This window comes from Chitinophaga sp. LS1 (assembly GCF_034274695.1).
In the GTDB taxonomy this organism is placed as follows: Bacteria; Bacteroidota; Bacteroidia; order Chitinophagales; family Chitinophagaceae; genus Chitinophaga.
Window position 1 is genome coordinate 2,306,218 of record NZ_CP128362.1, and the last position, 13,586, is coordinate 2,319,803.

Consider the following 13,586-nt stretch of genomic DNA (forward strand, 5'->3'; position numbering starts at 1 on the left):
CTATGTATAAAGTTAAATCACCCATATTATTTCTGGTTTTTAATCGGTTGGATACTACTAGCCGTGTGTTGGATGCTATTGCTGCAGCACAGCCGGCACGCCTCTATGTGGCCTGTGATGGGCCCAGAAGCAACCGGAATGAAGACGAAAAGGTAGCTGCCGTGAGAAACTGGATCACACAGCATGTGAACTGGCCGTGTGAGGTGTTTACCTTATTCAGGGAGCAGAACCTGGGATGTAAGCAGGCAGTAAGTTCCGCTATTACCTGGTTCTTTGAGCAGGAAGAAGAGGGCATCGTATTGGAAGATGATTGTCTGCCCAATGAAAGCTTTTTCCGTTATTGTGACCACAACCTGGAAAAATACCGCGATGATGAAAGAATGATGCATATAGGGGGAACTAACTTCCAGCATGGCCTACAGAGAGGAGATGGATCTTACTATTTCTCCAAAGTATGTCATGTATGGGGATGGGCTTCCTGGCGCAGGGCATGGAAGCATTACGACATTACCATGTCTGCCCTGGATCAGGTACTGGAAAGAAAACTACTGGAAGGTATTGTGCCTAAAAAGCAGCATAGACTTCGCTGGCAGGATGCATTTGTAAGTGTAAAAGAAAACAGGATCAATACCTGGGATTATCAATGGGTTTTTGCTGTTTGGAATGCAAATGGAGTAAGCATTACACCAAATGTGAACATGATCAGTAATATTGGTTTTGATGAACAGGCTACACATACTTTTGATAAAGACAGCATTTTTGCCAACTGCCCCACAGCAGATATTGGCAATATCAAAGATCCGACAAGCATCATGGTAGACAACATCGCAGATGCATTTGTAATGCATGGCATGTTCCCAAAACAAAATAAGGTAAAGGAATTTGCATATAAGATTTATTCAGGGTTAAAAAGGAAACTGAAATAACGAAATAAAAAACGGAACCAAGATGAAAGTACTATATGACTACCAGACATTCACCATGCAGGAATACGGAGGGATATCGAGGTATTTCTACGAGCTGATTGCAAGAGGGGCAAAAGATCGGGATATGAATGTGGATGTATCACTTAGACTTTCGAATAATGCCTACCTGAATGGTTCCTCTTATCCGGGTCTGTACCGGTTTTTCCCGGGCACACAGTTCAAAGGCAAATCACGCATAATGCATGCTGTGAACAGGGGAAAAAGTGAACGCATGATCAGTAAAGGTAACTATGATGTACTGCACCCTACCTATTACGATACTTACTTCCTGAAAAACCTCCCTGCCGGCAAACCTTTTACCGTAACATTTCTGGATATGATTCACGAAAAGTTTGCGGATAAATACGAGGAGCTGCGTGGTGATATAGGCATCTATGAAAATAAAAAAGAACTGCTGCAACATGCATCAAAAGTGATTGCTATTTCAGAATGTACGAAGCGGGATATTATTGATATTTTCGGTGTAGATGGAGATAAAATCGAGGTCATTTACCTGGGTAGTTCATTTAACAGTGGCAGCGCTTCCAGCAATCGCCTGGTGGCAGCACCCTATCTTTTGTTTGTAGGCAACAGGTCCATCTATAAGAACTTCTCTCTCTTTGTGGAATCAGTAAAGCCGATATTAGATGCGAACAAAGAGCTGAAGATCGTATGTGCAGGTGGAGGTAATTTCAGTGTCGCAGAAAAAGAACAGTTCCAGCGTCTGCAGATCACTGACCGCGTGCTCTTTCATCGTATTGATGATAGTACGCTCGCCAGCCTGTACAAATATGCAGAAGTTTTTGTATTCCCCAGTCTTTATGAAGGATTTGGTATTCCGGTGCTGGAGGCTTTTGCCTGTGGATGCCCATGTCTGCTGAGTTCGGGTGGATCACTGCCTGAAGTAGGTGGAGATGCTGCACTCTATTTTGACCCGCTGGATGTAAACGAAATCAGTACCGCAGTAAATAGTATCTTACATGATACAGAAAAACGGGCAGAATTAATTAGCAAAGGACTGAAGAGACTGGAACAATTCTCCTGGAATAACACATATCAAAATACCCTGGCGTTTTATAAATCATTAGCATGAAGACAGCTATCATAACAGGTATAACAGGACAGGATGGCGCATATCTGGCAGAATTACTATTAAAGAAGAACTATAAGGTAATCGGCATCACCAGAAATAACCATGTCTCAAATCTGGAGAAACTGGCTTATCTGGGCATTGGCGACAAAGTGAAAATGGTGGAGTGTGACATGATGGATATGTCCAGCGTGATCAATATCATCAATACCTTCAGACCTGATGAAGTGTACAACCTGGCGGCACAAAGCTCTGTAGGATTGTCATTCAATCAGCCGATCGGGACCATACAATACAATATTATTTCAGTGCTGAACCTGTTGGAAGCACTTCGTCTTATAAAAAATGATACCCGATTTTATCAGGCATCCAGCAGTGAAATGTATGGAACGGTAAAGAGTCTGCCGGTAACGACTGATACACCTATGCATCCGCTCAGCCCTTACGCAATCTCTAAAGCAAGTGCTTACTGGACTGTAGTTAATTACAGGGAATCCTACGGACTTTATGCCTGCAATGGGGTATTATTTAACCATGAATCATTCCTGCGGTCAGAGAGTTTCTTTGTGAAAAAAGTAGTGGGAGAAGCTGTGAAAAACAGGAATAACCCTGACTGGATACTGAAGGTTGGAAATATAGATGTGAAAAGAGACTTTGGATATTCACCAAAGTATGTGGAAGCTATGTGGCTAATGTTGCAGCAAGATCATCCAAAAGATTTCATGATCTGCTCTGGGAAAAGCTATCTGCTCAGAGACCTGATTGACCATGTATTTAAGCAGTTAAATATACCGGCTGAGAAACTGATTGTGAGCCAGGAGCTTTACCGCCCTACCGATATATTGGATATTTACGGCGACAACAGCAGCGCTATTTCAGCGCTTGGATGGAATTATGATTATAACTTTTATGATGTACTGGACATACTTATTTCGGAAGAACTAAAAGCTAATGAAAAAATAAATAAAGGTTAGTGTATGGTTCCTAAATTACTTGAACTGAATGTTGGGTTGTACCTGTTGGTTTTTATCGGAACCTTCCTGCCATTATTATTTATTTTCAGGAAACAATATTGGAATTTATTTGATCCATTAATCCTATTGTTATTTAGTCTTGCTTTTAATGTGAGCATTGCTGCTTATACCTATCTGACCGGTGATATGCAGGGGCGGTTCATGGTCTACATATTAATATGTATGGTGGCTTTTGTAGCCGGATTTTTTAGTTATGTCCGGTACAAAGAGCCAGCTGTTCCCCCGCTACAGAATGACGTGGTATTTACGGGACCAGATCGGTTTATGACTACTGCACTGATTGTTACAAATATTCTGTTTATTACTATCAACAATCTGTTTCTCTTATATAGTGTAGGATTAGGTATCCTGACTGGTGATGTAAACCCTGATCTGGCTAAGGTAACCCTCAGCCAGGGAGGTGCAGGCATCTTCCAGAAGGTAGCATGGATCAGTAAGTTCATTATTGTTCCTCTATGTGCACATGCATTCTATATGTTTAGAATGAAGAAGCTGGTGTTGTTTACCCTGGCATACTTTGTTTTTTCATCCATGGTATTTTCATTCAGTAAGTCTGGACTATTGTTCATGTTATTCGACTTTAGCATAGTGGCATACTATTACAACCGTTACCTGGGTATGAAGCTGATCAATTTTGGAAAAATGTTTGTGTTTGCAGGTATTGGTGGGGGGGCTGCCCTGATCGTGCTGCTGAACGTAACTTCCAAATATGGAGTATCCATTTCAGAGTTATTGGCTGAGCGCTTTATCGCTACCGGTTCCGGTACTTACCAGTTTTTCTCAATGGATGGATACCGGGCATTTGCCAACTTTGATTTTGTGACACGGATACAGAATTACCTGGATGTAATATTGTCTACTTTTAAGCTAAAAGCCTGGGAGCCGCTTGGCTATATGGCTTATATGACAGAGTACCTGACAGGCTTGAATGCACCCGGGTTTGGTGCCAATCCATATTTATTTGTGGATGGGTATTTCCTGTTTGGCTGGGGAGGTATCTTATATTGTTTTGTATTGGGCCTCTTATTGCGTACTGTGCGAAGTATGAAAACAGGTTACCTGCGCTTTTTCATTTTTAATACGATAGTGCCACAACTATTTGCTGACCCGGGAATTGTACAACATAGCATCATTGCATTGCTGCTTTTTGTACCGGTGTATTTGCTTATTAAGGTAGTGGCAGATATTTATCATAAACAAACGACTATTACATTAGCACGGATATGAAGCCTTTGAAAATAGCATATATACGATATCATTTACGAGAGCCAGCGACTGGCATTGGAAATGTATGCAAGAACTTTGAACTGGAGTTATCGAAATACAATGACGTGCAGTTGATAGGACTGACACCACCTCCTATCAGCAATAAGAAAGGGATATTGAAGATAATCAATAAAGCCTGGTTTGTAGGCTGGCTCAAGTTTGCAGTACCATTCCTGAGCATCATAAAAGGAGCGGATGTGTATGTGGAAATGAATATGCTGTATCCATTGTTCAGGTTTGCAAAGTTTTACTTTTTCATCTATGACCTGGCGTTTGTGAAAATGCCGGAAGTCGTGCTGAATACGAATTACAACAAGCGCGTTAGTTTCCTGAAAAGAATAAACGGCCAGAAAGATAAGAACATTGCCATTTCTGAGTCTACCCGTCGTGACTTCCTGGAGTATACAGGAGTACCTCCATCTACAGTAGATGTAGTATACCTGGATAGCTCAATGGCTGTTGATCCTGTTACAGACGGACGGGCTGTACCAACTACTCCTTATTTCCTGTTTGTAGGTACGCTGGAGCCACGTAAAAATGTCACTAACCTGGTACGTGCTTTTTATAGTTTTTCGGAGCAGGTAAGTGAAGAGTATCACCTGTACCTGATTGGTAAAAAGGGATGGTTGTATGAGGAAATCTTCAAAACGATAGACGAAAAACCTCATTTGAAAGATCGTATCAAATGGATAGGATATGCCTCAGATCAGGAATTGTCGTTTTACTATATGAACGCATTTGCTTTGTTATATCCCAGCCTTTATGAAGGTTTTGGACTGCCTATACTGGAAGCAATGCGTCATGGGTTGCCAGTCATCAGTACTAACAATTCTTCGTTGGGAGAAGTTGGAGGAGATGCTGTATTGTATTGTGACAGTATTGAAGCTCCGGGCATATTACGTCCCATGTTACAGCTGCATCGTGAACCAGGATTGAGAGATAAACTTATACGGAAAGGATATGAAAGGGCTGGATTATTTTCCTGGAAACAGTTCGGAGATACTTTACATACAACATTTATTCAAAACAGGTAAAGGTGAAATTCGTTTTTATAAATACAGGAACTATCAGCCAGAATGCAGGCATCGTAAGGTGTTTGGGATTAGGAACGGCACTGGTGCAACTGGGGCATGATGTCAGCATTATGATCAATGACGACGCGCAGAATGTGCAGGCTTATGGTGAAGTATTGAATGGGATTAGATTTATCTATACTAAATCCGGCAGCGGTCGGGAGCAGATCAGCAAGACGCTGCACCTGGCCAAGCTCTCAGAGGTCGATTATGTGCATTGTATGGGAGCCGGGTCGTCTATTTTTTTACCTGCGCTGATAGCAAAAAAGCTGCTGGGAAAAAAATTTAAGCTGGTAGTGGATTTTGAAGACAGACAAAGTCTGTTGGTACCACCAGTGCTGGAAAAAAGAATACTCTATTATGAAAAGCTGGCAGTGAAATATGCAGATAAGGTTATTTGCGCAAGTAATGAGCTAGCTTTATTATATAAAGAATTATATGGAATCAGGGCGGGTTACCTGCCTTTTGCAATAGATGCACGCAGGCAGATCGGCAGGAATGTAGCTACAGCCGACCGCTTTACGATAGGCTATTTAGGAAACCTGATCCAGCCCTATCGTGAGCAGGTAGATTTTTTGCTGGCCACATTACCTGACATGAATGATTTGCAACTAATAATAGCAGGGAAAGGAGAAATGCTGCCAGTATTTCAGCAGGAAGTGAAACGGATGGGGCTGGAAGACAAGGTACAGTTTGCCGGGTTTGTACCTGATGAAAAACTAAACCAGCTCTTCGGAGAGCTGGATGCCTGTGTGTTTTATCTGCCAGATATACCCGTAAATAGGTACCGCTGCCCTAACAAAGCATTCATGTATGCATCTACAGGACTACCAGTGGTAGCTAGTAAGGTAGGAGAGGTGGTAAGGGTACTACAGGATTATCCTAATGCTGCGTTTTTTGATAATGACAATCCTGCTGATTTTATAAACGCAGTAGCAAAAGCAAAGACACAGCATGCAGAAGTACCGGATGCATTTTATGAGAAAAACAGCTGGGTGGCAAGGGCTAAGGTATATGTGGATTTTATCACAGGAAAACAGGCTTAAACATTGAGAATATTTGTAGATGACGGACTTTCTACTGTAAAAAAGAAGATCACAGGTATTGGCTGGTACACAGTAGAACAGATAGAGATCATTCAGGCGCTGGGGCATGAAGTGTCAAAACCTGTCTATCCTGCATTTTTTATGAAGGTACCGGATGCGGTGAAACGGCTTTTGTACATCAAATATTTTGCAGGTAGATATACTGATAGTAGTCGTTACGATGTTATCCATTATACGAATTTCTTTATGCCCGCGAAAAAGCACCGTGCAAAGACGATGGTGACGATCCATGATCTGTCGCCTTATTACCTGCCGGAAACATTCCCGCCGGTATATCGGGTTTATGCTACTCGTACGATCAGTAATTCTATGTTGTATGCTGATCGTGTATGTGTGCCTTCGTTGGCTGTGAAGAATGAACTGATTACACAGTTTCCGGAACAGCAGCACAAAATCGTTGTGATGCCAACCATTATCAGGGACAGTGTTACATCATTCCTCAATAGTAATAAACTTACAGAAGAAGGTCCCTTCTTTTTATATGTTGGTGTACTGGAGAAGCGGAAAAACCTTGAAATGTTATGCCGTGCTTTCAGGGAGTTCAGTGCGCAGCATCGCGATGTGAAACTGGTACTTGTCGGAAAACCCGGATATGGATTTGAAGATATTGAAAAGGAAATAAATAGTTGCAGCGCCATTGAGTATAGGAATTATGTGGAAGAAAGTGAAATGATGCAATTGTACGCCGACGCACTGGCATTTGTATTCCCCTCTCTTTATGAAGGATTTGGGAAACCTGTTGTGGAAGCCATGTATTTCAATATACCGATCATTGCCTCAGATATTCCTACGAACGTGGAACTGCACCAGAAACATGGTGAAAAATTACAGTTGTTCGGTAAGCGGGACGCCGCAGACCTAAAACAAGCAATGGAAAATATATATAGCCATCCTCATAAGATTGAATATCCTTCACTGGATATTTACCGCAAAGAGTTTGTGATGGACCAGATAGAAGCAATATACCGTTTTTAAGAAACAGAGTTATTAAACAATGACAGCTGACAAAAAACCAGGATGCCTGCTGCTGATATCCAAACTACCGTATCCTCCGGTAGGAGGTGATAGAGTAAAAAACTATAATCTCATCAGGATATTGAGCAGATATTACGCCTTAGATCTGGTAGTGATTACCGAAGAGAAGCCTGATGAAGCATCAGTGGAATTTATGCAACGTTATACGAATAGTTGCAAGGTATTTCTTTACCCTAAATGGCGGTTTTACATCAATGCACTGGTAGGCCTGCTGGGTAAGGAACCTATCCAGGTGTCTTACTATTACTTCCGTGAAGTGCAAAAGTACGTCGATGGGTTGCAGGAACAGGCTGCTATTGTGATAGCAAATTTGATCAGAACAGCAAAATATGTAAATACCAGTAAGGCTAAGGTATTGGATATAAATGATTCACTTGCAATAAATTATAAACGGTCTATCGGCAATGTCTCATCCTTGTTCTGGAAAACTATTTACAGGCTGGAAGTAAACCGGCTCTTTGCCTTCGAACAGAAGTGCATAGAGCAATTTGGGTCAACCTTGTTTGTAAATGAATCAGAATATGATTACTGGAAAGATAAGGGCAACGTGCATTACGTACCATTTGGTGTAGACGATAAGTTGTTTTCCTACAACCAGTATGATATGCGATATTCAAATGCCATAACTTTCTTTGGCAAGATGGATTACCAGCCAAATGTTGACACGGTTGTCTGGTTTGCAAAGAATGTATTGGAGAAGCTGGATCCGGGTATAAAATTCATAATCGTAGGGGCAAGACCATCAAATGAAGTATTGAACCTATCTTTGAACTATAAAAACCTGGAGGTGACAGGATTTGTGGAAGACCCCTATCTGATCATCGCTTCATCGTTTTTGTCAGTAGCGCCCATGCAAACGGGGGCCGGATTACAGAACAAGGTGCTGGAGGCAATGGCGCTGGGCCAGGTGGTATTGACTAATCAGCTGGCTGCAAAGCCCATTATGCATGCAGAAGATAACAAACATCTACTACTGGCAGAGACTCCGGATGAAATAGCTGACAGAATCAACGAAATATTCAGGGATCGGAATAAATACGCCCATATCGGACAAAATGCCCGGGAGCTCATGAGCCGGTATTACACCCTGCAATGTTATGAGCAGAAGGTCATGAATGTATTGAATACGGTGGCACATTAAATTGTAATTTTGAAAATCAAGTATATAAAAACCTAATAATGAAAAAAGCACTTATTACAGGTATTACTGGTCAAGATGGTGCATATCTGACTGAATTACTATTGAAGAAAGGGTATGAAGTGCACGGTATCAAGCGCCGTAGTTCACTTTTTAATACTGATCGTATAGACCATCTTTACCAGGATCCACATGAAAATAAAGTTAGCTTGCAGCTTCATTATGGGGATCTGACAGATTCTACCAACCTGATTCGTATTGTTCAGCAGGTCCAACCTGACGAAATCTTTAACCTCGGTGCCATGAGCCATGTACAGGTGAGTTTTGAAACCCCTGAATATACTGCCAATGCCGACGGTATTGGTACACTGAGGATACTGGAAGCAGTTCGTTTGTTAGGACTGACTCAGAAAACAAAAATATACCAGGCGTCTACTTCCGAGTTGTATGGTCTGGTACAGGAGGTGCCTCAGTCTGAAAGAACCCCCTTCTATCCCCGTTCTCCCTATGCAGTAGCCAAGATGTATGCTTACTGGATCACAGTGAACTACAGAGAAGCTTACAATATGTATGCTTGTAATGGTATCCTGTTTAACCATGAAAGCCCACTGAGAGGTGAGACCTTTGTAACCCGCAAGATTACAAGAGGAGTCGCTAAGATCGCGTTGGGTATGCAGGATGAACTGTTTATGGGTAATCTGGATGCAAAACGTGACTGGGGTCATGCAAAAGATTATGTAGAAGCCATGTGGCTGATCCTCCAGCAGGATAAACCTGAGGATTATGTAATAGCAACGGGTATTACTACCCCAGTTAGAGAGTTTATTAGAATGGCTTTTGCAGAAGCAGGTATAGAACTTGAATTCAAAGGTACTGGTGTCGATGAAAAAGCATTTGTGAAAAGCAAGGCGGCAGATGTGGCAGGGGTAGAGATAGGTCAGGAAGTAGTTGCGATCGATCCCCGTTATTTCCGTCCTACAGAAGTAGACCTGCTGATAGGTGATCCTACCAAATCACAACAGCAATTGGGCTGGAAGCCGAAATACGATCTGGCTGCACTGGTAAAGGAAATGGTGGCAGCTGATCTCGAGCTGTTCAGACGTGAAAAGTTGTTGAAAGATGCAGGATACAAAGTTCTAAATCAATTTGAATAGACCTCATGCAAAAGACTGATAAAATATATGTGGCAGGCCACCGTGGAATGGTTGGCTCTGCCATAGTGAGAAGACTTGAGAATAGTGGGTTCCACAATATCATTGTCAGAACCTCCAAAGAGCTGGATTTGCGTGATCAACAGGCTACAGCCAGATTTTTTGCTGAAGAAAAGCCTGATGTGGTATTCCTGGCTGCAGCTAAAGTGGGAGGTATTATTGCAAATAATACTTACAGAGGCGAATTTATTTATGAAAATCTGATGATCCAGAACAACATTATTCATAATGCTTATCTCGTAGGTGTTAAGAAACTGATGTTCCTGGGATCTTCATGCATATACCCAAGGTTGGCCCCACAGCCGTTGAAGGAGGATTACCTGCTTACCGGCCTGCTGGAACCTACTAATGAACCATATGCTATTGCCAAGATAGCAGGTATCAAAATGTGTGATGCCTACAGGGCGCAATACGGTTGTAACTTTATTTCTGTAATGCCAACTAACCTGTATGGACCAAACGATAACTATGATCTGAATACCTCGCATGTACTGCCAGCGTTGCTGCGCAAGTTCCATGAGGCCAGAATCAACAATACACCGGAAGTAGTGATATGGGGTACGGGAACACCACTGCGTGAGTTCCTGCATGCAGATGATATGGCTGATGCATGTTTTTATTTAATTCAGCATTATAATGAGGAAGGACTGGTGAATATCGGAACCGGTGTAGATATTAGTATTGGTGATCTGGCGTTGATGATTAAGAAAATTGTAGGCTATGAAGGCAAGCTGACATTTGATTCCAGCAAGCCGGATGGTACTCCTCGTAAACTGATGGATGTAAGTAAACTGACTGGATTGGGATGGAAGGCCAGCATACAATTGGAAGAGGGGATCCGTTCAGTATACGAACAGGTAAAAAATACTCATTGGAAAAATTAGTTATGAAAAACCACAATCACGTTTTTATTATGGCAGGTGGCGTTGGAAGTCGCTTCTGGCCTAAAAGTAGGAATAACTATCCCAAACAGTTCATTGATATCCTTGGCATAGGCAAATCATTGTTACAATTGACTTATGAGCGGTTTAATAAAATTATACCTGCTGAGAATATCTATGTAGTAACCAATACTGCCTATAAAGGACTCATCCAGGAACAGTTGCCCGAAGTGTTAGCTGACAATATCCTTTGCGAACCTTCCCGGAATAACACTGCACCAGGTATTGCATATGCTGCATTTAAAATATTGGCAAAAGATGCGAATGCCTCTATGGTTATTGCTCCTTCTGATCATTTTATTCTCAGGGAAGAAACTTTCCTTGGAAAAATTCAGCAGGCATTAAATATCGTAGCTGAAAAGGATATATTATTAACCCTTGGTATTACACCTACCAGACCTGATACTGGTTACGGTTATATCAAGTTTGCAGAGAAGGGAGTAGAGGATATTCATAAGGTGATAAAGTTCACTGAAAAACCAGTTTTGTCCAAGGCGCTTGAATTTTTAAACAGCGGCGACTATGTATGGAATGCAGGCATTTTCATCTGGAAGGCACAATCTATACTCAATGCAGTAAAGCAGCTGACCCCTGAATTATATGACCTTTTCAGTAAAGGTGAGGGGCTCTATAATACCGCTCAGGAACAGGTATTCATAGATCAGCATTATCCACAGTCACCCAATATTTCCATAGATTATGCAGTAATGGAAAAGGCGGAAAATGTATATACTATGCCTGTTGAGTTTGGCTGGAGTGATCTTGGTACCTGGGCATCCCTGTTCATGGTAGCTGAAAAGCAGGATGACAGTAACAACGTTTTTTCTGGTGGCGATGGGAAGCTGGAAGATACCTCTGATTGTATCATTCATATACCCAAAGATAAACTGGCAGTGATTCGTGGACTGAAAGATTTCATTGTTGTAGATGATGGAAATGTATTGCTGATCTATCCTAAAACAGCAGAACAGGAAATTAAACGAGTGACGGAACAGCTTCGGATACAGAATAAGATCAGCCATTTATAATGGTCTTTTAATTCACGTTAGTCCGATATTCCTGTAAAAGGAAATATATTTGTGGCTGGCAAGCTAATTCTTTTCTATGTTCAAATCATGTTTTACCTCATCAATACTCCTGCTAGGCTGTAGCATAGTGGCATCAGTGTCTGTGAATGCACAAAGTATAGGCCGACAATATTCACTTGGCTTTTATCAAAACTCAACGGATAGTCTGGGTTACCATTCTTCCCAGCGGGACTACAGCCTGGAACCATCGTTTGATCTTCCAAAAGGAGATACAACCCGTAAGCAGAGCTGGTTGTATCGTAAATTGTTTAGAGAACATCTGTTGGAGGTAAAAGATGATGATTTTACTTTTTATGCAAGTATACTTCCGGATTTTCAGATTGGGCATAGCAATGTAAATGGTAGAACATGGCTGAATACCCGGGGCGTAATAGCTGGTGGTACTATTGGACATAATCTCACATTTAGAACAGAGTTCTACGAGAATCAGGGAAAATTTGCATCCTATATCGATGAATATAGCCGGAAAAATGACATTGTGCCCGGACAGGGACAATGGAAGGCATTTAATACAAATGCATTTGACTTCGCATATTCATCAGCACTCATAAATTATAAAGCGGGACGTCATTTTGATTTTCAGCTGGGTTATGACAAGAACTTTATAGGCGATGGCTATCGCTCTATGTTGTTGTCGGATGCTTCGTTCAACTATCCTTTCCTGAAAATTATAGCTAATCTGGGGCGTGTACAGTATACCACTATGTGGGCGCAGTTCGTAGATATGCAATATCCTAAATCTTCTTATGATAATGGTTATCGAAAGAAATGGGGCGTATTTAATTACCTGGACTGGAATGTCAGCAAGAAGTTTTCCATCGGATTGTTTGAAGCTGTAATATGGCAGGACTCTGATTCTACAGGCAAAAGAGGATTTGATGTGAGTTATCTGAACCCCATCGTTTTCCTTCGTCCGGTCGAATTCTCAGTAGGTTCTCCTGATAATGCACTATTGGGGCTTAACCTAAAGTATGCTCCTTCAGTGAACAGTACTATTTATGGTCAGTTTATTCTGGATGAATTCGTGCTGAAGGAAATGACCAGTGGTAGCGGTTGGTGGGCCAATAAATTTGGCGGTCAGTTGGGTTTCCGTTCCAACAGCCTTTTTAAGGTGCCTAACCTGAATGCATTGACAGAAGTGAATGCTGCCCGTCCATATACTTACTCTCAGCGTACTACGCTCAATAACTATGGTCACTACAATCAGCCATTGGCACATCCGCTGGGAGCAAACTTTGTGGAGTGGGTCAATATTGCAGATTACCGGTACAAACGCTTTTTCCTCCGTGGACAGATTACCTATGCAAAGTATGGTTTGGATTCTGCCGGAATCAATTATGGGAGTAACATTTTCGAGTCTTATAATACACGTGCAGAAGACTTTGGTAACCACATCGGACAAGGTCTGAAAACCACCCTGACGAATATTCAGGGGTCAGTTGCTTATCTGCTGAATCCAAAGTATAACCTGCGATTGGAAGCATCTGTGACCGCACGTCAGGAAAAGAATGACCAATGGAAGAAAAATGAGCTGATATTTAATCTGGGACTAAGAGCCAGCTTCAGACAACTTTACTATGATTTTTAAGTTATAACAGTAATATCTTTTATGAACCCCGGGCCGCTCGCCCGGGGTTTT

At 41.8% G+C, this 13,586-nt stretch carries 12 protein-coding genes; all 12 read left to right on the plus strand.

Annotated features, from left to right (window positions below):
* Positions 1–2 precede the first annotated feature (2 nt).
* Positions 3–926 carry a hypothetical protein gene (locus QQL36_RS09635; RefSeq protein WP_083724493.1) on the plus strand — a complete coding sequence of 308 codons (924 nt, stop codon included), beginning with the start codon at positions 3–5 and terminating at the stop codon, positions 924–926.
* Positions 927–948: 22 nt separating this feature from the next.
* Entirely contained in the window at positions 949–2,058 is a 1,110-nt protein-coding gene (locus tag QQL36_RS09640; protein ID WP_321569602.1) for a glycosyltransferase family 1 protein, read from the plus strand.
* On the plus strand, positions 2,055–3,029 hold the full coding sequence (locus tag QQL36_RS09645) for a GDP-mannose 4,6-dehydratase (protein ID WP_321569603.1): 975 nt from the start codon (positions 2,055–2,057) through the stop codon (positions 3,027–3,029). Before QQL36_RS09640 ends, QQL36_RS09645 begins: the two co-directional genes overlap by 4 nt.
* 3 nt (positions 3,030–3,032) lie before the next feature.
* Positions 3,033–4,316: a hypothetical protein gene (locus QQL36_RS09650; RefSeq protein ID WP_083724499.1), complete on the plus strand. Its 1,284-nt coding sequence runs from the start codon at positions 3,033–3,035 to the stop codon at positions 4,314–4,316.
* A complete protein-coding gene (locus QQL36_RS09655) occupies positions 4,313–5,389 on the plus strand; it encodes a glycosyltransferase family 1 protein (protein ID WP_321569604.1) in 1,077 nt (358 codons plus the stop codon). The genes QQL36_RS09650 and QQL36_RS09655 overlap by 4 nt, the downstream gene beginning before the upstream one ends.
* A gap of 2 nt (positions 5,390–5,391) precedes the next feature.
* A complete protein-coding gene (locus QQL36_RS09660; protein WP_321569605.1) occupies positions 5,392–6,474 on the plus strand; it encodes a glycosyltransferase family 4 protein in 1,083 nt (360 codons plus the stop codon).
* Between the two features lie 3 nt (positions 6,475–6,477).
* Positions 6,478–7,509: a glycosyltransferase family 1 protein gene (locus tag QQL36_RS09665; protein WP_321569606.1), complete on the plus strand. Its 1,032-nt coding sequence runs from the start codon at positions 6,478–6,480 to the stop codon at positions 7,507–7,509.
* 19 nt (positions 7,510–7,528) lie between these two features.
* Complete coding sequence (locus tag QQL36_RS09670) at positions 7,529–8,710, plus strand: glycosyltransferase (protein WP_083724507.1); 1,182 nt, start codon at positions 7,529–7,531, stop codon at positions 8,708–8,710.
* Positions 8,711–8,748: 38 nt separating this feature from the next.
* Positions 8,749–9,861, plus strand: coding sequence for a GDP-mannose 4,6-dehydratase (gene gmd / locus QQL36_RS09675; protein WP_321569607.1), 1,113 nt, complete (start codon positions 8,749–8,751; stop codon positions 9,859–9,861).
* A gap of 5 nt (positions 9,862–9,866) precedes the next feature.
* Entirely contained in the window at positions 9,867–10,802 is a 936-nt protein-coding gene (fcl, locus tag QQL36_RS09680) for a GDP-L-fucose synthase (RefSeq protein WP_083724511.1), read from the plus strand.
* Between the two features lie 2 nt (positions 10,803–10,804).
* Positions 10,805–11,887: a mannose-1-phosphate guanylyltransferase gene (locus tag QQL36_RS09685; protein ID WP_083724513.1), complete on the plus strand. Its 1,083-nt coding sequence runs from the start codon at positions 10,805–10,807 to the stop codon at positions 11,885–11,887.
* A gap of 76 nt (positions 11,888–11,963) precedes the next feature.
* Positions 11,964–13,535: a hypothetical protein gene (locus QQL36_RS09690; RefSeq protein WP_321569608.1), complete on the plus strand. Its 1,572-nt coding sequence runs from the start codon at positions 11,964–11,966 to the stop codon at positions 13,533–13,535.
* Positions 13,536–13,586: the final 51 nt, after the last annotated feature.